This window comes from Nocardia sp. SYP-A9097 (assembly GCF_009649815.1).
Lineage (GTDB): Bacteria > Actinomycetota > Actinomycetes > Mycobacteriales > Mycobacteriaceae > Nocardia.
In genome coordinates, this window is record NZ_WJIC01000012.1 from 182,521 (window position 1) to 204,263 (window position 21,743).

Genomic DNA, 21,743 nt, shown 5'->3' on the forward strand with positions numbered 1-21,743 from the left:
ATTCAGCGAATCGGCGCGCGGTCGCTCACGGGTGCGGTGAGTGCGCCCGCGAGCATATCGATGATCTCCGCCCACGCGCCCACCTCGCTCGCGGCGACCCGCCCCGACTCCACCGCCCGCTCATGATCGGCGAGCAGCGCGAACAACATGGTCGGCAGCGCGCGCAGCCGATGCACCCGCAGTCGCGGTGCGAGAGCGGTCATTTCATCGTCCAGCCGCTGCATGATCACCCGCACCGAGGTGCGCCGATCGCTCTCCAGATTCGAGGCGTCGGTGACGGCGGGGTGGGTGTGGATCTGCTCCAGGAACCGCGCGTAGTGGTTGATCCCGTGCTGCGCACTGAGTTCGAACATGGGCACCACCAGTGCCTCCAGCAGGCCGTGTACGCCCGCACCGGATCCCACCTGCTCCGCGAGCAGTTCCAGCCGCCGCACCTCGAGGGTCGCGAGCCGCAGCTCTACGACCGCTTCGATGAGCCCGTCCCGCGAGCCGAAGTGGTACTGGATCGCCGAATTGTTCCGCTGTCCGGCGGCCGCGGCGATATCGCGCAGCGGCACCGCCTGGCCGCGCTCGGCAATCAGGCACTCGGCCGCGAGAATGATCCGCTCCCTGCTCGTCACATTGAGCAGAGTAGCCGCTCACCAGCCAGTCAAGAACTAGTCCTTGACAGTTAAGCGCATTTTCTTAAAGCTCTGAGTGACTGCCATCACTTCGATAGGACTGCATCCGATGATCCTGGACACCTTCCGACTGGACGGCCGCGTCGCCGTCGTCACCGGCGCGGGCCGCGGTATCGGCGCCGCCACCGCCCTGGCCCTTGCCGAGGCCGGCGCCGATGTCGCTCTCGCCGCCCGCACCCCCGCCCAACTCGAGGAGGTCGCCGGCAAGATCCGCGCACTGGGCCGCCGCGCCGTCATCGTCCCCTGCGATCTGAACGATCTGAACACCGTCACCGCCTTCGCCGATACCGCCGCCGCCGAACTCGGCCGCCTCGATATCGTCGTCAACAATGTCGGCGGCACCATGCCGAACACCTTCACCACCACCTCCCCCGAATTCCTGGAGGACGCCTTCCACTTCAATGTGTCCACCGCGCACGCACTTACGCAGGCCGCGGTCCCGCACATGCTGAAGAACGACGGCGGCTCCGTGGTCAGCATCTCCTCCATGATGGGCCGCGCACCCGGCCGCGGCTTCCTCGCCTACGGCACCGCCAAGGCCGCCCTCGCGCACTGGACCCGCATGGCCGCCAGCGATCTGTCTCCGCGCATTCGCGTGAACGCCATCGCCGTCGGCTCGGTGCTCACCTCCGCGCTGGAAGTCGTTGCGCAGCAACCGGAAATCAAGGCGAAGATGGAGGGCGCGACCCCGATGCGCCGCCTCGGCGAACCGTGGGAGATCGCCGCCGCCATCGTCTTCCTGACCTCCCGCGCGGGCGGTTACATCACCGGCAAGATCCTCGAGGTCGACGGCGGTATCGAGGCCCCCAACCTCGAACTCGGCATTCCCGACCTGTGAACCCGGAGCCAGCCATGAAATACCGTGTCGTGCAATGGAGTACCGGCAATGTCGGCCGCCGCACCCTGCGCAATATCATCGCCCGCCCCGAACTGGATCTGGTCGGCGTCTGGGTCTCCAGCGACGCCAAAGCCGGTAAGGACGCGGGCGAACTCGCGGGCCTGGACCGTGAAATCGGTGTCACCGCAACAACAGACGCGCAAGCCCTGATCGCCCTGAAACCGGACTGCATCGTCCACACCGCCATGGCCGACGACCGCCTCATGGAGGCCGTCGAAGACCTGAAGATGTTCCTGCGCGCAGGCATCAACGTCGTCTCCAGCAGCCCTGTCTTCCTGCAATTCCCCTACGGCACCCTCCCCGACGAGGCCATCGCCCCCATTGTCGAGGCGGCGAACGAAGGTGGAGCCTCCCTCTGGGTGAACGGCATCGACCCCGGCTGGGCCAACGACTGGCTCCCCCTCCTGCTCTCCAGCGGCTCCGAGCGCATAGACGCCGTCATCTGCTCCGAGATCATGGACTACTCCACCTACGACAACCCCAAAGTCCTCTTCGACATCATGGGCTTCGGCAGCAAGCTCGAAGACCTCCCCATGCTCCTGCAACCCGGCATCCTCACCCTCGCCTGGGGCAGCGTCATCCGCCAGCTGGCATCGGCCCTCGACATCGAATTGGACTCGGTAACACAGCATTTCGAGCGTCTGCCCGCCACGGAAGAGCTCGTCGTAGGCAAGCGCACCATAGAGGTAGGCACCGCCGCAGCCCTCCGCTTCCAAGTCCACGGCGTCCGAGCAGGCCGAGAAATACTCACCCTCGAACACGTCACCCGGCTACACCCCGCCTTAGCCCCCGACTGGCCACAACCGGCCGGAAAGGGTTGCTACCGAGTAGAAATCAAAGGCGACCCCGACTACCTCCTGGATCTCCAGCTCTACAGCAACGGCGACCACGCCGAAGCCGGCGTAGTAGGCACCGCAGCCCGCCTGGTAAGCGCCATCCCCGCGCTAGTCCAAGCCCGCCCCGGCCTCCTAACCGCCATGGACCTCCCCTTGACCACAGGCCGCGGCCTGGTCTCCTAGAGCTGCATCGAGGCCGCGGCGATTCCATCTGCGATCGCCGCGGCCTTCGGTCCCATTGCGCTGTAACGCTTCTCGCGCGCGATGCCGCGTAGCACCTGCACCGCTGTATCCCCGCCGATCGCGGCGATCACGTTCAAGCCCGCCATCGCACGCGCCGACGCGGTGTCATCGATCCACCCGCCCACCAGCGGTGCCAGTCGAGTCACCGTGTCGTCATCGCCGAAAAGGCCCATGGCGTGTAGCACCCAACCACCGTTGGCGGGAAAATGCTCGAACCGCCACCCGTCGAACAGTGCCCACACGAAGTCCGCCAGCGACTTCCGATCGACCAGATCCGCGGTTACGGCCACTCCCGCGTAGTCGCCGCCGGGTCCGGACATGGCCAGCATTGTCACGAAGTGCGCGACGGAGGGCTCGGGAAGAGCCGACGCGCGGTCGCGCAGGCATAACTGCGGCAGCGCCGCGGGAATGACCCAGTACGGCAACCCCGGCACCTTCGCCGGTAGTCGCGCGAGCGGATCCTCCTGCAGGACAGCGAAAATCGAGCCTCGGGCCGGTTCGCCCAATCCGGATACGGCCGCATCGATCGCCGCCGAGTGTCCACGCTCCGCCAGCAGCTGGAGTGCGCTGCGGGCCGCCGCGCGATCCTTACCCTGATCGGTCAGCGCTACCTGGACGAGATCCACTGCCGCCGTGACCGAATGCCGGTCGAACCAGGCAATGGCGTTCTGCCGCACCTGCTTTCGCGACAACCATCGCATCATCTCCAGCGTCACCGCCGTACCGTCCACCGGAGCGAGAGTGCCCGCCAGCGCAACCGGATTCGCCACGGCGGCCGCAGCGGCGAAGTCGAGTGCGTCATCACCGTATACACCCATCAGCCGGCGCATCGGCGCATCCGGACCGCTCCCGGATATCGCCCGATGCCGGCCCGGCCGCTGCTGCTCCAGCGCCCGCACGATGTCTTCATCCGGTGACAGCGCCAGCAGAAAGGCCAGTGCTCCCGCCTCCCGTGCCTCATCGATCAGCAGATCCCACGCCTTCCCTCGGTCGAAGCGGTACGAGTAGGAAGAAACCCACGTATCGGCCCAGCCCTGCCGTTCGCCGAGCGCCCAGCGCAGGCGGAGCGGACGGGCGGGTTCCGGAGTGATCAACACTGGCGGCTTCTTCGTCCGCGGTTTTGTCCACGGCGGTGCGGTGAGCACAACCGGCAGGTCGGCGGGCGCCGCCGCCGGACGACGACCTGCCGGATCGATGAGTGCGAGCGCGCCGGCATCGACGCACCCTGGCTCGGCGACCAGTTCGGGATGTGCGAGCGCATGCAATTTGAACCGATACACGACAGCGGGTGCCCCGGCTGCGGCAGCACTCCGCGAGAGTAGCCGCATAGCTCGCCGCGGGAAGCGAATCATCGCCTGTGTCAATGCCTTTGCGACATCCTTGTTGCCGATATGGTCGAGCAATCCTTGAAACGCCTCATCACAGGGCAGCTCGGCCAGCAGCGCCGACATGGATCGAAAGTCCTCGCTCGACCCACGATGTGCGGCGGCGAGCCGGTCCACGATCACGCCCGTGCCGGCCGGTCCGATCTGCGTCAGCATGTTGAACAGGTGTTCCTCGTGGATGTACGTCCGCCTGACGGACGCCATGAACCGAGTGAACTGTGCGGTCGTCGTCAGTGAGCCGAGCAATCGCACTGCCGCGGCGGACTCCCCGAGGCCCGCCAGCGCCAGATCGGCATCGACCCAATCCTGTTGGTCCGGAAGCAAATAGGACGTCGTGAGCCGTGCCCAATCCGCCCCCGAATCGGCCCGCAGCAATGCGAGCCGTTCCACCACCGCGCGATAATCGGCTTCGGGCACGGACGCCAGGCGCGCGCGCAGCTGCTCGGCGACATCGCCCAGGCCGCCGACCCCACCGCTGTGCGTATCCAGCACCTCCAGAGCGGCGGCCCATTTCCCCGGGCCGAGGTTGATGCGACGGGTCAGCATCCCGGACCGGAGTACGGCAGCCGAGGCCGCGAACCCGAGACCGTGCTCGGAGATCCAGCTGTCGACGAACGGGCCGGTGACGTCCGTCTCCACATGACGCCAATGGTCGAAGGTCGATTGGCAGCAGCCGCGATATTCGTAGTGCACGATCACCCAGATCGCCGCAGCCCCGAGCGGCGAAACCGCACCGCCGGGGTCCGCCAAATACTCTTGCGCCGCATCGGCGAGATCCTCGAGACCCACGGCCCGCGTGTGCTCCAAGACCTCCATGATGACGGCGCGGCGGTCTTCGACCACCCTGATCAGCTCTTCCGTCGCCTCAGGATCGACCGACCGCGGCGGCGGTGCACAGAGTCCACGAAACGGATCAGCCTTCGCCCACCACTCCCCCGGCACGGTCCAAACATCTTCGATGTCCGTCGATCCCGTCGAACTCGTTGTCATATCTGTTCTTTCATCCCACCCAGCACGTCGAGCCGATCATGCACTCGACCGCCGACAACTTCGCGCCATCCCGACCGAACTTGTCAGGACATCGATGGGATCCGAACCCCGAAACGACAAAAGGTGGAGAGCGTGTACCGCTCTCCACCTGCTGCTTTGGAGCCGCCTGCGAGAATCGAACTCGCGACCTTTTCATTACGAGTGAAGCGCTCTACCGACTGAGCTAAGGCGGCGTGCCTTCCGGCGAGGCGAGTCTATCTGTTGAGGGGCGGATCGCGAAAATCGGTGGTCGTGGTCACGCGGAACGGGCCGCTATCAGGCCCGCGACCATGGCGGCTACGGCGAAGCGGGGCTTCACGTTGGTGTCCAGGGCCTCGCGGCAATCCAGGACGGCTTGGATGGAGAGGAGTAGGCCCTCGGGGCGGATGTCGGTGGCGAGTTCGCGGATCTGGTCGGCCATATCGGGATGGGTAAGGGTGACACCGGTTTTCGCGGTGGCGTCGGCCGCGCCGAAACGCACCGCGAGGGCATCTCGGTACATTCCGGCGACATCGATGAGGGCGCGATCCAGGGCGTCACGACCGGTGCGAGTGGCTCGGGACTTCTGGCGCTTCTCCAGATCCTTCAACGCACCGGCCGAACCGCGGGTGGCCGAGGCCGCGCCCTTGCCGGTGCCGCCCGCGCCTAGCGCGGTCGCCAAGGCGTCCCGCTCCTTTTCGTCGCGGGTGGCGCTGACCTGCTTCGCCTCATCGTCGGCGGACTTCACCAATTCGTCGGCGGCGGTATAGGCCACGCCGGGGCGCGCGGTCGCGGCGACCAGCGCCAGCGCGCGCTTGCGGCGGGCGCGTGCCTCATCGTCGGTGGCCAGTCGGCGGGCGCGACCGACATGACCACCACTGATCGAGGCCGCCCATTCCGCCTGTTCGGGGGTGAGGCCGTCGCGCTCGCGCAGCACCTTGGCGATCGAATCGACCGACGGCGTCGCCAAATGCACATGGCGGCAGCGGGAACGCAGGGTGATCGAAATATCCTCCGGGTCCACCGAAGGGGCGCAGAGCAGGAAGACGGTGCGGGCGGGGGGCTCCTCCACCACCTTGAGCAGGACGTTTCCGGCGGCCTCGGTCAAGCGGTCGGCATCCTCGACCACCACGACCTGCCAGCGCCCGGTGCTCGGCCGCCGCGAAGCGACCTGCACGATCTCGCGCATCTCCTTGGTACCGATACTCAAACCCTCCGGCACCACGCGCCGCACATCGCCGTGCGTCCCGGCCATGGTGGTGGTGCAGGCATGGCACTTTCCGCAACCGACGGCACCCGGATCGGTGCACTGCAGTGCCGCCGCGAAACACAGCGCCGCTACCGAACGCCCCGAACCGGGCGGACCGGTGAACAGCCACGAATGCGTCATGGCCGATGACGAAACGACCACCCCACCCCGGGCCGCCTCGGCCGCAGTCCTCAGCTCGGACTCGACCGCATCCTGTCCCACCAGTCGATCGAAGACTCCTGCCACGCCGTACACCCTACTGTCGGCCTATGACATCGCCGCTGCCGCCGGTGCCAGGGGTGGCAGCAACCCGACAACCCCCGCGCGCGGAATCTCAGAGCGCGCGCTGGTAAGTCGTATTCGCGCCGTCGAGCGCCTCACGAATGATGTCGGCGTGCCCGGAGTGCTGCGAGATCTCCCGCAGAATGTGCAGCAGGATGTACCGGACCGTCAGCCACTGCCGCTCGGGAGCCCAGGGGGCGGTCGGCGTCGGCACCGAATCCTCGAGATTGGGTAGTTCACGAATCACCTTGGCGGTGTGCTCGGCCACCGCGTCCCACTCCACGAGCAGACCCTCGACCGTCTCGTCCGGACCGAGCTTGTACTCGGAATCCATTCCGGAGACATCGAATTCGGAGTTCGGGTCACGTTCGACCAGGATCGTCGTCCAGTGCCGCTCGGTATTGATGATGTGATGTAGCAGACCACCGAGCGTCAGTTCACTGACCGTGCTCCGCTCCCGCGCCTGATCATTCTCGATACCCCGCAGGGTGATTCGGAACAGGTCGCGCTGACTCGCCAGTACCGTGATCAACTGTTCGCGCTCGTGGTCGACTGTCATCTCGAATGCCCTTCCGCCGGTACGTGTTCGAACCTCACGCTACGTCAGGGCACCGACAGGAATCAGCTGATCCGAACCCGGAATCAGCTGCTCCCGACTCCGAATCAGGACTTGGTCGCAGTCGCCTTCTTGGCAGCGGCCGCCTTCTTCGTGGTGACCCCGTCCGCGGTCTTGGCCGCGGCCTTCTTCGCCGCCGCCTTCTTGACCACCGTCGTCTTCGACGCGACAGCCTTCTTGGCAGCGGTCTTCTTCGCGGCCGCCTTCTTGGCCGGAGCTTTCTTCGCGGCGGCCTTCTTGGCAGTCTTCTTCACCGGCCCGCGCGCCCGCCGATCCGCCAGCAGCTCCGAGGCGCGCGCATCGGTGATGGACTCCACCTCATCGCCCTTGCGCAGGCTGGCATTGGTCTCACCATCGGTGACATACGGCCCGAAACGACCGTCCTTGATCACCATCGGCTTCTCCGACACCGGATCCACACCCAGCTCACGCAGCGGCGGCGCACTCGCGGACTGACCACCGCGCCGCTTGGGCTCGGCGTAGATCTTGAGCGCGTCTTCCAAAGTGACAGTGAAGATTTGGTCCTCACCGGTCAGCGACCGCGAATCGGTACCCTTCTTCAGGTACGGCCCGTAGCGACCGTTCTGCGCGGTGATCTCCGCACTCGACTCCGGATCCAGCCCGACCAAGCGCGGCAGCGACAGCAGCTTCAACGCGTCATCGAGCGTAATGCTCTCCAAATCCATGGATTTGAACAGCGACCCGGTGCGCGGCTTGGGCGCTTCGACCTTCTTCGCGCCCTTCTTGGGCTCGGCCTCTTCCGGCGGTGCGGGCAGCACCTCGGTCACGTACGGCCCGAAACGTCCTTCCTTGGCAACGATTTCGTTCCCGCTCTCGGGATCCACACCGAGTGAGCGCCCCTCCTGCGGCGTCGAGAACAACTTCTCGGCGACCTCGGCGGTCAACTCGTCCGGCGGCAGATCATCGGGCAGATTCGCCCGCTGCGAGATCGAATCCCCTTCCGGGTCATCGGGATTGACGATCATCCGCTCGAGATACGGACCGAACTTGCCGACTCGGACGACCACATCGCGGTCCTCTTCATCGCGGAACAGCTTGATCGAATTGACCTCGCGCGCATCGATACCGTCGAGCCGCTCTCCGACCATCTTCTTCAGGCCGCCCTCGCGGGCCACCGAACCCTCGGCACCGTGATCGCCACCGAAGTAGAAGGAGGACAACCAGTTTCCGCGCTGCTCGCGCCCACCGGCAATGGCGTCGAGGTCGTCTTCCATGGCCGCGGTGAAGTCGAAGTCCACCAGCCGGCCGAAGTGCGCTTCGAGCAACCCGACCACCGCGAACGCCACCCACGACGGCACCAGCGCACTACCGCGCTTGTACACATACCCGCGATCGAGAATCGTCTTGATAATCGACGCGTAGGTGGAAGGACGCCCGATACCGAGCTCTTCCAAGGTCTTGATCAGCGAAGCTTCGGTGAAACGCGCGGGCGGATTGGTGGTGTGCCCATCGGGCAGCAGCTCCACCGCCGTCACGCCCTGGCCCTCGGTCAGCGCCGGCAGGCGCGATTCGGCGTCATCGGACTGGCCGCCCGCCTCCTCGTCGACACTCTCCACATACGCCTTGAGGAAGCCGGCGAAGGTGATCGTCCGGCCGGACGACGAGAACACGCACTCCTCACCGGTATTCGCGACACCGGTGATGCGCACCGTCATGGTGGTGCCGCGCGCGTCCTGCATCTGCGAGGCCACCGTGCGCTGCCAGATCAGCTCGTAGAGCCGGAACTCGTCATTGTCGACGCGCGAATGAATCTGCCCCGGCGTGACGAACACATCACCGGAGGGGCGGATCGCCTCGTGTGCCTCCTGCGCGTTCTTCACCTTGCGGGTGTACTGCCGCGGCGTCGGGCTCACATACTCCGCACCGTACAACTGCGTGGCCTGCGCCCGCGCGGCCTGAATCGCGGTGTCCGACAACGTGGTCGAGTCGGTACGCATATAGGTGATGTAGCCGTTTTCGTACAGTCGCTGCGCGACCCGCATGGTGCGCTCGGAGGTGAAGCGCAGCTTGCGCGCCGCCTCCTGCTGCAACGTCGAAGTCATGAACGGCGCGTACGGCTTTCGGGTGTACGGCTTCGACTCCACCGAGGTGACGGTGAGATCCACCCCGTGCAGTGATTCCGCCAACCGCTGCGCGTACCCGGCATCGATCACCGTCACGCCGGAAGACTTCAGCTGCCCGTCGGAGCCGAAATCGCGACCGGTCGCCACGCGCGAACCATCCACGGTCACCAGACGCGAACCGAAGACCCGCGGATTCCCGTCGCCCTGATCCCCCGCGTCCAGCTTGGCCGCGATATCCCAGTACTCGGCGGAACGGAACGCCATGCGCTCGCGCTCACGCTGCACGATGACGCGCGTCGCCACCGACTGCACGCGGCCCGCCGACAATCGCGGCATGACCTTCTTCCACAGCACCGGCGAGACTTCATAGCCGTACAACCGGTCGAGAATGCGCCGGGTCTCCTGCGCGTCGACCAAATCCTTGTCGAGCTCGCGCGTGTCGGCGGCCGCCGCGAGGATGGCGGGCTCGGTGATCTCGTGGAACACCATGCGCCGGACCGGCACCTTCGGCTTCAGCGTCTCCAGCAGATGCCACGCGATGGCCTCGCCCTCGCGGTCGGGGTCGGTGGCGAGATAGAGCTCGTCGGCGTCGGCCAGCAGGCTCTTGAGCTCCGCGACCTTGGCCTTCTTATCCGGGCTGACCACATAGATGGCCTCGAAGTCATTGTCGACATCGACGCCGAGGCGGGCCCACTGCATACCCTTGTATTTGGCGGGAACATCCGCCGCGCCTCTGGGCAGGTCCCGAATATGGCCCACCGAAGCCTCGACGACATAGCCGCGGCCCAGGTAGGGGGCGATTTTCCGGGCCTTCGTCGGCGACTCGACAATCACGAGACGACGCAGGGGGCGGCCCTGGTCGGGCGCTGCCTTGGAGTTCGGCGATGCACCGCGGTCTCGTGTTGCCACCGGCGAACACACCTTTCCTGTCGATCCGCGCGGCGCTGGCTGTGCGCGCATTACGCGGCTGGGGCAAGCGGCTGCGACTACTGATATCGCTGCCAGCAACGTTTATACCGTGTTCAGAGGCTCAGCCTCGGTCGCAGCGACGATATGGCCCCGGGTTGTGATCGAGTGTAGTGGGTCCGGATATGGGTCGTCCCCCACCGCCGATGGCGGTGGGGGACGGGATTGTGGGGTTGGCCCGCTCAGCCGAGCGCGCGAACACCAGTGGCCTGCGGGCCCTTGGTGCCCTGGCCGACCTCGAACTCGACCTTCTGGTTCTCCTCGAGAGTACGGAAGCCCGAACCCTGGATCTCGGAGTAGTGGACGAAGACGTCAGCGGAGCCGTCCTCGGGCGCGATGAAGCCGAACCCCTTCTCCGCGTTGAACCACTTCACAGTTCCCTGTGCCATTCTGTTCCTTCTCTTTCCATACCGGAACGGTAGACAAGTAGGTTCGTCCACCGGGTCCGTTGAGACCGCTGTACTCTGTTCCCCCTGCAGGAAAGCCTCGGTACACCGTTCGCAACATCGATCCTGCTTGATGGTTTGGACTTTGGATCCGTTCCCTCGAACACAGAAGCTTGCGACCAGGACCCAGTGAACCATGTCTTCGCGCAATTCAACAGCTGAGTTACCCACAATTTGCAAAAAAGTTGATCTTGCGAATGCGCAGGTGAGGGGCGCAATGCCCAAATCCGTACTCGGAGTAGGTTTGCTTCCGGATAACAGAGCGAGCATCCGGCAAACCCCCTGTGACACAGGCCGCTACTCTGTAGTGAAATGGCAGGTAGAGGACCACACATACACACCTTTCGCACCCCTCTCGCCGAACAAGGCCCCGTGAGCACCAATCCGGCGGACCCGGCGGACCGAGATAACGGCTCCGGCGACCCCAGCTATGGCCGATCGTTGCTGAATCGTGTCCTTACCGGGGCGGGAACCGGTGACCCCCGTCTCACCCATGTCGCGGAGCTACCGTCACGTGCGGCTCAGGTCACGAAGTGGCCCGAATGGACGTCACCGGACGTGGTTGCCGCGGTGCGTGCCACCGGCGTCGAAGAGCCCTGGAGTCATCAGATTCACGCCGCCGACCTGGCCGCACAGGGAAAACACGTGGTGGTGTCCACCGGAACGGCCTCCGGTAAATCCCTCGCCTACCAATTACCGGTGCTCACCGCACTGCAACAGGACCCGCGCGCGACCGCCCTCTACCTCTCGCCGACCAAGGCGCTGGGGGCCGATCAGCTGCGCATGATCAATGAACTCACCGGTCAGGACCCACTTCGAGGGATTCATCCCGCGCCGTACGACGGTGATACACCGCCCGAGATCCGGCAGTGGGTACGTGCCAACGCCCGCTGGGTCTTCACCAATCCGGACATGCTGCACGTCGGAATGCTGCGGTCACATCAGCGCTGGGCCCGGCTGCTGCGGCAGTTGAAGTACGTCGTGGTCGACGAATGCCATACCTATCGTGGGGTTTTCGGGTCACATGTGGCGCTGGTGCTGCGGCGACTGCGGCGACTCGCCGAGCGGTACGGAGCGGATCCGGTATTCGTGCTCTGCTCCGCCACCAGCGCGGAACCGGCCGAGGCGGCCTCGAAATTGATCGGCGCACCCTGTGTGGCGGTCACCGAGGACGGGTCGCCACAGGGGGCGCGGACCGTGGCGCTATGGGAGCCGCCGCTGCTCGGAGTGGGCGTGACCGGGGAAAATGGTGCGGCGGTACGGCGTTCGGCCGGGGCCGAGGCGGCCAAGGTGATGGCGGATCTGGTGGCCGAGGGGGCACGCACACTCACCTTCGTGCGGTCGCGGGTCGGGGCCGAAGCCGTCGCCATGGATACCCGGCGACTGCTGGCGGACGTCGATCCGACGCTGCCGAGCCGCATCGCCGCATATCGAGCGGGGTATTTGGCGGAGGATCGGCGGGCCCTGGAGACCGCGCTGTCGGAGGGATCGCTGCTGGGTGCGGCCACCACCAACGCCCTCGAGCTGGGCGTGGACATCGCCGGGCTGGATGCCGTTGTGGTGGCGGGATATCCGGGCACGGTGGCCTCGTTCTGGCAGCAGGCCGGACGGGCCGGCCGGCGCACCCAGGGGTCATTGGTGCTGCTCATCGCCCGTGACGACCCCCTGGATACCTACCTCGTGCATCATCCGGAGGCGCTGCTCGGGCGGCCGGTCGAGGCCACCATCACCGATCCGCACAATCCTTATGTCCTGGGCCCGCATCTGCTCTGCGCGGCCATGGAACAGCCGCTCACCGATGCCGAAGTACTGGCGTACCAGGCCTGGGAACTCCTCTCCGACCTGGCGAAACAGGGTTTGATCCGGCGGCGGCCGGGCGTCGGACGGGATGGGTCGGCGCGCTGGTTCACCACCGCCGATTCGCATCCGCACGATGCCGTCGACGTGCGCGGCGGTATCGGCGCGGGCATCGCGGTGGTCGATGTCGAGACCGGGCGCATGCTGGGCACCACCGATGCCGGGCGGGCACCGGCCACGCTGCACGAAGGGGCCGTTCACCTGCATCAAGGTGACAGTTACGTGGTGGATGAGCTGGATTTGGAGGAGGGCGTGGCGCTGGTGCGCGCCGAGACTCCGGGCTGGTCCACCAGTGCGCGAGCGGTGACGTCCATCGAGATCGAAGAGGTGACGCGGGAGTACACGCACGGACCGGTGACCATTGCCCTCGGGCGGGTACTGGTGACCCGGCAGGTCATCGGCTACCTGCGCAGACTCCCCAGTGGCGAGGTACTGGACATGGTGCCGCTGGACCTGCCCGCGCAGCTGCTGCAGACCAGGGCCGTGTTCTACACCGTCACGCCGGAGCTGCTGGCCCGGGCCGGAATCGATGCGAAACGGGCGCCAGGGGCGCTGCACGCCGCCGAACACGCGGCCATCGGCATGCTGCCGCTGGTCGCGACCTGCGATCGGTGGGATATCGGTGGGGTGTCGACCGCCGAGCATCCCGATACCGGACTGCCCACCGTCTTCGTCTACGACGGGCATCCCGGCGGTGCGGGCTTCGCCGAACGTGGCTTCGCCCGGCTGCGGCAGTGGCTTGGGGCGACTCTGGATGCCATCGAATCCTGCGGCTGCGCGAGCGGCTGCCCGTCCTGCGTACAGTCTCCCAAGTGCGGAAATGGCAATAATCCGCTGGACAAGGCGGGGGCGGCGCGGCTGTTGGCGGCGGTACTGGCCGAGCTCGGCGATGGTGACGGGGACCACATCGTTTCGTGACCGGGCCGTCTCCGGGGCGAGGCCGGGCCGCCATCCGACCGGGCGGTCCGAGCTGGGCCGCTGGAAGGTATCGGGCGGCCCGATGAGTGGCTCGGAACGAGTCCTGCGACACGCAAGCGATAGTCGAATAAAAAGGGAAGTAATCCTGTTAACTGCATGGTTGCTCCGTTCGATAATGTCGATCACACATTTACCTGTGCATTCTTTGGAATCGCGCTCGGTAATGAATTGGAAAGTGATCGATACTCGAACTGGCCGCCTACCACTTTCATCCAATTTCGACATTGATCGACACGCGGTGTGGTCCGCGCCATCCATTCTCTAACCAACCGCTCGGTACGAGATACTCGCCATTAGTCGCTATCTCCCATCGGCCCCGCCCGCGCCATCGCGCGTACCGATCGAGTTCCGAGTGGACCGAGTGACATTCGCCCTTCGACAGTGACGGTCACATCCCACAAGATCACCGCACAGTCGATCACCCGCACCCCCATTCGCGTACCGATCTTGTTCGCCCGCGCGCATGCCGCTCCCGTGCCATCGACCAATCCGGCGGCGGCCGCGAGCGCCGCCAGATCCGCCGCCGACTGCGCCCGGTGCTTGCCGACGACCGCCACACCGACCTGCGCCATCAGCACCGTGAGCGTCAATAGAGCGAGCAACGCCACACTTGCGACGACCGTCACTCCCCCGGCCTCACCCCGCCGATTCGACCGGCGCGGGGCCGGAACCCGCCTCACGCCGCCGCCCCGGGCTCCCTGACCGCCACCGCCTCCGCGTGCAGGGTCAGCGGCAGCAGCGGGGCACGCACCCGAACCACGGCCACCACCAACTCACCCTCGGTACGCAGCGTGATCGAGGCGTTCGGCGGTGCCACCCGCTGTCCGGCCGGCACCGCCTTCGCCTCCTCGCCCCGCGCGGCCAGCCGCGCCGCCTCACGCGCCGCGTCCACACAGCGCACCTGGGCCGATACCGCGAGCAGCGCGCCGACACAGAGCACCAGGACGGCGACCAGCGCGGCCAAGGCGATCGCCGCCTCGACGGTCGCCATGCCGTCCTCGGCACCGGCGCGGGATTTTCGCACCCAGCTCACTTCACGGAGGTCTTCAGCGCCTTGTCGATGATCTTGGTCAAGGCATTCACAATGCTGTCGCCGGTCACCACCCCGTAGAGGACGGCCCCGAAGGCCGCCGCGGCGATGGTGCCGATGGCGTATTCGGCCGTGCTCATACCGTCCTCGCGGGTCGCGACCAGCAGCAGCCGGTTTCGCAGGTCCCACCCCAGTGCCTGAACGCAAGTGCGCACGATCTCTCCTCTCCTCGATCCGATGCGGCTGTTCCCCATCGGCACAGTCGATTCCGTTCACAGCAGCCCTCCGCCCAGTACCCGGCCCGCGAGCCCGATCACCACCGGCACAATCCCCAGACAGACGAAGGCGGGCAGGAAGCACAGTCCGAGGGGTCCGCCGATCAGCACCCCGGCCCGCTCGGCCCGCGCCGCCGCCGCATCCTCGACCGCACCGCGGCGCTGCTCGGCCAATTCCCCGACCGCCGTGGCCAATCCGGCACCCGAGCGCGCCGACCGCCGCGCCATCCGAGCCAGCGCCGCCACCCCCTCATCCGCGCACCCGTCCGTCGCCTGCTCCCACGCCGTCACCGGATCCGCGCCCAGCGCAAGCAGATCCGCCGCCCGCCGCATTACCGAACCCAGCGGCTCCCCCGCCCCCGCCGCGACCGCACCCGCCGCCGCGGCAGCGGGCAACCCGGCCCGCAGACAAGCCGCGAACAAATCGAGCGAGCCCGCGGCCTCCAGCGGATCCGCCATCCGCCGGACCGGCCGGACCCTCGAACCTCCTTTCATGGCACCGTCTCGCATTCGAACCAGCCGGCGGCGAGCCGCGATCCGCCCCGGCTCCACCAGCAGCGCCAGCGCCGCGAACACCCCGGCCCACGAAAACGCGTTCACCACAGCACCTTTGCCGTGATGGCGTCCGTCCATAGCAGACCCGCGCAGGTCAAGGCCGCGCCCAAGGGCAGCAGCCAGGTTCCCGCCGGGGAGATGAACAGGACATGCAGCGGTGCGGCCCCCATCAGCTGGCCCAAGGCAATGCCGAGCAGCGGAAGCAGCGCCAGCACCGCGGCGGTCGCCCGGGCACCCGCCAGGGCGGCACTCGTCCGATCACGGAAACGCTTGCGGCCCAGCAGGTCCAGTCGCGTCGCGGTCAGTAGTTCAGCCAGTGCGAGACCATGACGATCCGCGACCTGCCAGGCTTCCGCGATTCGGGACAGTTCCTCCGGAATGGCGGTTCCGGTGCGGCGGAACGCCTCCGCGCCCGAACCACCCAGGCGACTGCGTGCGGCACTCACAGCGAAGGCACGAGCCGTCGGACCGATGGTCTCGACAGCAGCGACTTCGGCAGCGGCGCTGGGGTGCGCACCGATCCGCAGTTCTCCGATCACCGTCTCCAGGCCCTCCAGCAACTGGACACTCTCGGCGGTCCGGATACGGTCGGAGCGAGCCCGCCGCCAGCGCACCGCCAGCGTTCCGGCGACCAAGATCGCGGCAACCAGCGGCCCCACGCCGACCAGCAGCGTCGCCGGCAACGCCGAAACCACAGCCAGCCGAACAGTGGCGCCCCTGCCGGGCCTGCGAAACCGCTTGGTACGCCCGAACAGTCGCGCGAACCGCCGACGCGATCCCGGCTCCGGAGCCACCACCAGTGCCAGCGCGACACAGCCCAAGATCGAATTCGAGTGGCCGACAAGCGAAGTCATCGCCCACCGCCGTCGGCTGGTGGTGCGGGAGCCGCACGATGATCACCACAGCCGCTACGCCAACCCGGGCGTAGGCCGGGCGGCTGACTGTGCCGCCACCGAAACAACTTGCCGCAACGCTGATCTCGCGCCGAGCATTGCGCATCGGCACAGCCTCGCGGCTGCCTTTCCTGCCGGGCAACCGAGCGCGGCTCCGGTCCGTTCGACGCAGCGTTCATCGATACTCTCCTTTCGTAGTGGAACTGAATCGACCTGTCGGCGAACGTGATCGAACAGACCGACCGGCATGCGTCCCGACAGTGACGACGGGCCGGGCAGGCTCCCTCTACCGCCGGGCTCCCCTTCCTGCGGCCGTCGTCGTCAGCCGGTTGAAGGGTTGAACAGCCCCATGGTCACGAGTTCGACGTCTAATACGCCGGGAGCGGACGGCGCCGGTGGCCTCGAGTACTGTCCGGTCGTCTCGGGCTCGGGCGCGGCCAACCGATTACGCGCGCCGTACTGCGAGCGATGCCGATGCGGACCTGCCGCTACCGGCTGCGGCGGTTATAGGGATGTTCGATCCTCCAGTAGGTGGTTCAGGTCGGCGGTGGCCGGGGTCGGACGGGGGTCCGCGGTCCAGGCGGGGGCTATTTCGACGCGGGTGGCGGTGGGGGTGACCAGGCCGATTTCGCGGAGGGTGCGGGTACCGTCGGGGCGGCGGTGAACATGCAGGACCACCTGGATGGCGGCGGCCAATTGGCTGTGCAGCGCGTCGCGGGACATACCGCCGAGGGCGGCAAGGGCTTCCAGGCGGGCGGGGACCTCACGGGGTGAGTTCGCATGGACGGTTCCGGCTCCGCCGTCATGGCCGGTGTTCAGCGCGGTGAGCAGGTCCACGACCTCCGCGCCGCGGACCTCACCTACGACAATCCGGTCCGGCCGCATGCGGAGGGCCTGGCGAACCAGGTCCCGGACCGTCACCTCACCTGCCCCTTCGACATTGGCGGGGCGGGCGACCAGGCGGACCACGTGGGGATGGGGTGGGGCGAGCTCGGCGGCGTCCTCCACGCAGATAATGCGTTCCGCCGGATCGACTTTGGCGAGGAGGCCGGATAAGAGCGTAGTTTTTCCAGCGCCGGTACCGCCGACCACGAGGAAGGCGAGGCGAGCGCGAATTATGCGCTCCAACAGGACTTTCGCCTCCGGAGCCACCGCGCCCGCCGCGGCGAGGGCGTCCAAACCCTGCGAGGCCGGGCGCAGGACGCGCAGGGACAGGCAGGTGCCGCCGTGCGCGATGGGTGAGAGCACCGCGTGCAGGCGCACGCCGAATGAATTCCCCAGGGCCGCTTCCGTTCCGGAGAGTCGGCCGTCCACCCACGGTTGCGCGTCGTCGAGCCGGCGCCCGGCGGACAGGGCCAAACGCTGCGCCAGGCGACGCACGGCGGCCTCATCCGGGAAGCGAACCGAGGATCGCCGCAGCCCGTGGCCACGGTCCACCCACACCGCATCCGGCGCGGTGACCAGCACATCGGCGACCTCCGGATCGTGCAGCAGCGGCTCCAGTACCCCGGCCCCGGTCATCTCGGTCTGCAAGAGACGCAGTGCGCGGAGCAGATCGGTGTCGCCGAGCATGCCGCCCGCCTCGGCGCGAATGGCCGCGGCGACTTGCGCGGGCTCCGGAGCGCCCGCGCCGTCCGCCAAACGCTCCCGCACCCGGTCCAGCAACTCGGCCGTCACCAGCGCACTCATGACCGGGCTCCGGCCAGAGGTGCCGCAACTCGGTTGGGCCGCACGGGATTACCGTCACTCAGCTCGGTGAGCACGAGATCGGCGGCTGTTCGCAGCGGGCCGCGCCGCCGAATGGTGAGGCCGCCGCGTTCCAGGCGCTCGGCCAGGCCCGGCTGCGGTGGCAGCGCCGCGAGTAGGGGCAGCGCCAGGACCTCCGAAATTTCCCGGCCGCGCAACCCGCCCGGCGACGGCCCACGAACCAGCAAGCGCACGTGCGGATTTCGTCGCGTCAGATAGCCCGCCACCGATTCGGCGGCGGCAATGGTGCGCAGCCGAGCGGGAACCACCAGCACCACCAGGTCGGCGGCGTCGAGGATTTCATCCGTATACGGGCCGCGCTCGGCGGAGAGATCGCAGACAACCAGGTCACCCGCGGCGCGACCGGCCTCGACCACCGCGCGAACCGCCACCGGAGCGAGTTCCATTGCGGCCATACCCCTTCCACACGAGAGCACCGCCGTACCCCCGATTCCGGGCAGCGCATCATGCAGGGCCGCGGCCGACACCCGCCCGTCCTCGATCACGAGGTCCGGCCACCGCAGGCCCGGAGCCTGTTCGAGACCGAGCAGCAGGTCGATGCCACCGCCATACGGGGCCGCGTCCACCAGCAGGGTGTTCGTGCGGCTACGGTCCCCGGCGAATCCTCCGCGCGCACCGGCTCGCGGCCCGCCGAAACCGGCTCGCACTCCAGGCGCACCCTTTTCGACTGCTCCGGACACTCCGCGGGCCGTACTCGCCGCCCGCTGCGCGGCGGTGACACCACCCGGTACCAATGCCGAGAAGTCCGACCGCCCGGTCGTCCCGCCACTTTCGCCGGACCCCGCCGTGCCGGTCCGAAACCATTCCGGCGCAGCACCATTCGTTGATCGTGCGCGATCCGGATCACCAACGGCGGTGTGCACGCCACACGGCCGGAGCGGTTCATGCCGGGTCCGTTCAGGACCGGCCGAGCGGGCATCCGACGGGCTGCGGCGGATGCGCCCTCCGGCCGCCAAAGCCACCGCCGCGGCGAGGGTGGAGGCGCCCGCGCCGCCGCCCGCGCCGGCTATGGCGACCACGGCTCCATCGCCCGTCCCGACCTGGTCGGAAGCGGTGAAGGCGGCTATCAGCGAGTCTGCGGCGGCGGGGAGGGACAGGACTTGTTCGGCGCCTATTTCGGTGGCGGTTTGCCAGTCGAGCAAACCTGGGTCGCCGTCGGTTACCAGGAGGATTCGGGGGCGGCGCGGGGAGCCGGCGGATACGCAGCAACGGGCGGCCGGAGTGTCCAGGACTATCACGGGAGCGGCTGCCCAGGGGTGGCGGGCGACGGGTGGGGTGCGCTCGTCGAGGGGGCGGTCGGCGGCGGCCGCTATGCGGCGGACCTCCTCACGCAGGCGTGGGTCGGAGAGCAGAGCCAGGACCCGAGGTGCCGCATCGGCCGATGAGTTCATGCAGGTCAGCGTCGCTCAGCAATGAGACCGAGGGAAGGGGGCAGTGCGCGAATGTGGATAACACGCGGCCTGTGGATAAAACCCGGGTGATGAAGTGGGACAGCACAGTCCATAGATAGAGGACGACCCCAGCCGGGGGGGGAGGAGGCTGGGGTCGTCGGGTTCAGCCCCGGGGGGTCGGGCTGAACGCGCCTGGAACAAGTCCAGGTATCTGCGATACTACACCCAAGCCCCGCCGGGTTTGCAAGTCCGCCGGGCGAGTCTTTTTCCCGCTGACACGGCTCCGCTTCCCGCTGGCTAACCCCGGCAAACCATGAAATATCCGACACCGAGCACACCGCGACAGGCGGTCGTCACAGCCGAACCATAAGCTGAACGCCGTGACAGCCGAGCGCGGACGAGTCGCCGCCTTCTTCGATCTCGACAAGACGGTGATCGCGAGGTCGAGCGCCTTCGTGTTCAGCAAGCCGTTTCTGGACCAGGGTCTGCTCTCCCGTCGTGCCGTCCTGGAGAGCAGCTACGCGCACTTCCTGTTCCTGCTGTCGGGCGCGGACCACGACCAGATGGAGCGCATGCGCGAACATCTGACCCGCATGTGCGCCGGCTGGGATGTGGACCAGGTGCGCTCGGTGGTCGCCGAGACCCTGCACGACATCGTGGACCCGCTCATCTACGCCGAGGCCGCGGATCTCATTGCGGACCACCGCATTCGGGGCCACGACGTGATCATCGTGTCGGCGTCGGGCGAGGAGATGGTGGCTCCGATCGCGCAGGCGCTGGGCGCGGATCACTACGCCGCCACCCGCATGGTGGTGCAGGACAACAAGTACACCGGCGATGTCGAGTTCTACTGTTACGGCGAGGGCAAGCTGGAGGCCATCGAAAAGCTCTCCGCCACACACGGATACGACCTGTCCAAGTGCTACGCCTACTCCGATTCGGTGACCGATGTGCCCATGCTGAGCGCGGTCGGGCATCCCACGGCGGTGAATCCGGACCGCGCACTGCGCAGGGAGGCGGTCGCGCGTGGTTGGCCGGTGCTCACCTTCTCCAATCCGGTATCGCTGTGGGCACGCATCCCGCAACCCTCCACGACAACGGTCGCGGCCAGTGCCGTGGTCGCTTTGAGCGCGGTGGTGGCGGGTGCGGTGAGCTATCGGCTGCTACGTCGCCGCAGATGACACTTGATGTGAAGGCCATCACAGAGTAACAATGGACGCACGGAAGGACGGAAGGCCAAGATCGGATCGGAAGAGAAGATCCGGTTTCCCATCCCACCCTTTCCAGCACGGACACCGGGCACCCACGCGGAGCACGCCGCGACAAGGGCACGAATAGTTGTGGGCCTGCGTTATCCGAGGTTTCGGCGGTAATGCCTCGCAAGTCATGCGGGGATGATCCGCACCGGACCCGGAGAGCTCGCCGAGGCCGAAACACAACCCGAAAAGCACGCTTGGTAACCAGGCGATCCGTGCTACGCGGGCGGTGAAGTCGCAGCAGCGGCTACGCCGCCCGCTTTGGTGTCCGGACTCCTATCCCGAAGCCGAGTCGGCGATCGAACGGGCTTCGCGCGCACCATCTTCCAGCGCGCCGCAGGTGAAGATCACCCAGCCGCCCACACCTTCGGCGGTGCCCATGCCGAATCCGGCGGCCGCGTCCAGGTACGCCTGACGGCGGCGCAACCAGAACACTTCCGGCACGCCGAGGCTGTGCGGGTCCAGCCCACTGGACACGGCTACCAGTCGGGAAGCGGCTCGCGCGACGATGCCATCGCCGGTGCCGAACGGCCGCAAAGCGAGTAGCTCGCCGTGCACGATGGCCGCGATCACGGGGGCCGGAGCCTTGGTGGTCAGTACGGTCTGCGCCAGGATATCCAGCCGTTCGGCGACCCCGGGCACATTGCGCGGCCGCCCCAGCAGCTCCTTGTCCTCGACCATGTCGGCCGCCGCCAACAGGTGCAGCCGGGCCAGTGCCTGCAACGGCGCGCGCTCCCACACCCCGACCAGAGTCCGCAGCGCATCGCCGTCGAGGGCCTGTCCGACGCGCAGCGCACCGGCGAGAATCGGGTCCTCGACATTGCCGTCCGCGGGCAGATCGATGGTCCCGCCCTCGATGGCGGCCGACGAGCGAGCGGCTCGAACCGCCGCCTCGGCGGCGGTGGTCGGCCACCCACGCCGATTCGCTTTGTGCCGATGCACTTCGGCCAGCGCGTCACGCGCCTTGTCGGCGGCTTCGCTCACACCGGGCAATTCGACGAGTGGCTGTAGCGGATCGGTCACGAGGTACGAGGCTACTGGCAGCGGT

The 21,743-nt window shown here is 67.3% G+C and carries 18 protein-coding genes and 1 tRNA gene; 4 read left to right on the forward strand and 15 right to left on the reverse strand.

The genetic code is table 11. The features are described 5' to 3' along the window. Positions 1-2: 2 nt before the first annotated feature. Positions 3-620, reverse strand: a complete 618-nt coding sequence (locus GFY24_RS24025) for a TetR family transcriptional regulator (protein ID WP_194852998.1) — start codon at positions 618-620, stop codon at positions 3-5. 109 nt (positions 621-729) lie between these two features. Here GFY24_RS24025 and GFY24_RS24030 point away from each other — a divergent pair, with 109 nt between their 5' ends. Together GFY24_RS24030 and GFY24_RS24035 are read left to right on the forward strand one after the other, a co-directional pair. Further along, a complete protein-coding gene (locus GFY24_RS24030) occupies positions 730-1,518 on the forward strand; it encodes an SDR family oxidoreductase (protein WP_153807383.1) in 789 nt (262 codons plus the stop codon). Between the two features lie 14 nt (positions 1,519-1,532). Beyond that, positions 1,533-2,597 carry a diacylglycerol kinase gene (locus tag GFY24_RS24035; protein ID WP_153807325.1) on the forward strand — a complete coding sequence of 355 codons (1,065 nt, stop codon included), beginning with the start codon at positions 1,533-1,535 and terminating at the stop codon, positions 2,595-2,597. On the opposite strand, the gene GFY24_RS24040 is transcribed toward GFY24_RS24035, so the two are convergent. From GFY24_RS24040 to GFY24_RS24065, 6 genes are all read right to left on the reverse strand, one after another. Next, positions 2,594-4,885, reverse strand: coding sequence for a hypothetical protein (locus GFY24_RS24040; protein WP_153807326.1), 2,292 nt, complete (start codon positions 4,883-4,885; stop codon positions 2,594-2,596). The genes GFY24_RS24035 and GFY24_RS24040 overlap by 4 nt on opposite strands. A 304-nt stretch (positions 4,886-5,189) precedes the next feature. Further along, positions 5,190-5,265 (reverse strand) — tRNA-Thr (locus GFY24_RS24045). A 62-nt stretch (positions 5,266-5,327) separates the two neighbouring features. Continuing rightward, on the reverse strand, positions 5,328-6,545 hold the full coding sequence (locus GFY24_RS24050; RefSeq protein WP_309231262.1) for a DNA polymerase III subunit delta': 1,218 nt from the start codon (positions 6,543-6,545) through the stop codon (positions 5,328-5,330). Between the two features lie 88 nt (positions 6,546-6,633). Continuing rightward, entirely contained in the window at positions 6,634-7,140 is a 507-nt protein-coding gene (locus GFY24_RS24055; RefSeq protein WP_153807327.1) for a DinB family protein, read from the reverse strand. 104 nt (positions 7,141-7,244) lie between these two features. Further along, positions 7,245-10,115, reverse strand: a complete 2,871-nt coding sequence (topA, locus tag GFY24_RS24060; RefSeq protein ID WP_309231270.1) for a type I DNA topoisomerase — start codon at positions 10,113-10,115, stop codon at positions 7,245-7,247. Between the two features lie 314 nt (positions 10,116-10,429). After that, positions 10,430-10,636 (reverse strand): cold-shock protein, encoded by a 207-nt coding sequence (locus tag GFY24_RS24065; protein WP_067573509.1) that lies wholly within the window; start codon positions 10,634-10,636, stop codon positions 10,430-10,432. 429 nt (positions 10,637-11,065) lie between these two features. Here GFY24_RS24065 and GFY24_RS24070 point away from each other — a divergent pair, with 429 nt between their 5' ends. After that, entirely contained in the window at positions 11,066-13,468 is a 2,403-nt protein-coding gene (locus GFY24_RS24070; protein WP_375336090.1) for a DEAD/DEAH box helicase, read from the forward strand. 353 nt (positions 13,469-13,821) lie between these two features. Here the strand turns inward: GFY24_RS24070 and GFY24_RS24075 are convergent, their stop codons facing one another. The 7 genes from GFY24_RS24075 to ssd all read right to left on the reverse strand — a co-directional run bounded on the left by GFY24_RS24075 (position 13,822) and on the right by ssd (position 19,439). After that, positions 13,822-14,154 carry an Rv3654c family TadE-like protein gene (locus GFY24_RS24075; RefSeq protein WP_309231263.1) on the reverse strand — a complete coding sequence of 111 codons (333 nt, stop codon included), beginning with the start codon at positions 14,152-14,154 and terminating at the stop codon, positions 13,822-13,824. A gap of 50 nt (positions 14,155-14,204) precedes the next feature. Then, positions 14,205-14,519, reverse strand: coding sequence for a TadE family type IV pilus minor pilin (locus tag GFY24_RS24080; protein ID WP_153807386.1), 315 nt, complete (start codon positions 14,517-14,519; stop codon positions 14,205-14,207). Between the two features lie 38 nt (positions 14,520-14,557). After that, the gene (locus tag GFY24_RS24085) at positions 14,558-14,752 is read right to left on the reverse strand and encodes a DUF4244 domain-containing protein (protein WP_153807387.1); all 195 of its coding nucleotides are present in this window, start codon (positions 14,750-14,752) and stop codon (positions 14,558-14,560) included. 78 nt (positions 14,753-14,830) lie between these two features. Continuing rightward, positions 14,831-15,466, reverse strand: a complete 636-nt coding sequence (locus tag GFY24_RS24090; protein ID WP_153807330.1) for a type II secretion system F family protein — start codon at positions 15,464-15,466, stop codon at positions 14,831-14,833. Beyond that, a complete protein-coding gene (locus GFY24_RS24095) occupies positions 15,430-16,242 on the reverse strand; it encodes a type II secretion system F family protein (protein WP_153807331.1) in 813 nt (270 codons plus the stop codon). The genes GFY24_RS24090 and GFY24_RS24095 overlap by 37 nt, the downstream gene beginning before the upstream one ends. A gap of 543 nt (positions 16,243-16,785) precedes the next feature. Continuing rightward, a complete protein-coding gene (locus tag GFY24_RS24100; RefSeq protein WP_153807332.1) occupies positions 16,786-17,970 on the reverse strand; it encodes a TadA family conjugal transfer-associated ATPase in 1,185 nt (394 codons plus the stop codon). Next, positions 17,967-19,439: a septum site-determining protein Ssd gene (gene ssd, locus GFY24_RS24105; RefSeq protein WP_194852999.1), complete on the reverse strand. Its 1,473-nt coding sequence runs from the start codon at positions 19,437-19,439 to the stop codon at positions 17,967-17,969. Before ssd ends, GFY24_RS24100 begins: the two co-directional genes overlap by 4 nt. 380 nt (positions 19,440-19,819) lie before the next feature. Here ssd and GFY24_RS24110 point away from each other — a divergent pair, with 380 nt between their 5' ends. Continuing rightward, complete coding sequence (locus GFY24_RS24110; RefSeq protein ID WP_375336091.1) at positions 19,820-20,620, forward strand: HAD family hydrolase; 801 nt, start codon at positions 19,820-19,822, stop codon at positions 20,618-20,620. 351 nt (positions 20,621-20,971) lie between these two features. Here the strand turns inward: GFY24_RS24110 and GFY24_RS24115 are convergent, their stop codons facing one another. After that, complete coding sequence (locus GFY24_RS24115) at positions 20,972-21,718, reverse strand: oxidoreductase (RefSeq protein ID WP_309231265.1); 747 nt, start codon at positions 21,716-21,718, stop codon at positions 20,972-20,974. Between the last annotated feature and the right edge of the window lie 25 nt (positions 21,719-21,743).

What these genes read in the sequence shown, in the direction of transcription:
- GFY24_RS24030 (WP_153807383.1), top strand. Translation starts at nt 730, where the DNA reads ATGATCCTGGACACCTTCCGACTGGACGGCCGCGTCGCCGTCGTCACC.
- GFY24_RS24035 (WP_153807325.1), top strand. Translation starts at nt 1,533, where the DNA reads ATGAAATACCGTGTCGTGCAATGGAGTACCGGCAATGTCGGCCGCCGC.
- GFY24_RS24055 (WP_153807327.1), bottom strand. Translation starts at nt 7,140, where the DNA reads ATGACAGTCGACCACGAGCGCGAACAGTTGATCACGGTACTGGCGAGT.
- GFY24_RS24065 (WP_067573509.1), bottom strand. Translation starts at nt 10,636, where the DNA reads ATGGCACAGGGAACTGTGAAGTGGTTCAACGCGGAGAAGGGGTTCGGC.
- GFY24_RS24080 (WP_153807386.1), bottom strand. Translation starts at nt 14,519, where the DNA reads ATGGCGACCGTCGAGGCGGCGATCGCCTTGGCCGCGCTGGTCGCCGTC.
- GFY24_RS24090 (WP_153807330.1), bottom strand. Translation starts at nt 15,466, where the DNA reads ATGGACGGACGCCATCACGGCAAAGGTGCTGTGGTGAACGCGTTTTCG.
- GFY24_RS24095 (WP_153807331.1), bottom strand. Translation starts at nt 16,242, where the DNA reads ATGACTTCGCTTGTCGGCCACTCGAATTCGATCTTGGGCTGTGTCGCG.
- GFY24_RS24100 (WP_153807332.1), bottom strand. Translation starts at nt 17,970, where the DNA reads ATGAGTGCGCTGGTGACGGCCGAGTTGCTGGACCGGGTGCGGGAGCGT.
- ssd (WP_194852999.1), bottom strand. Translation starts at nt 19,439, where the DNA reads ATGAACTCATCGGCCGATGCGGCACCTCGGGTCCTGGCTCTGCTCTCC.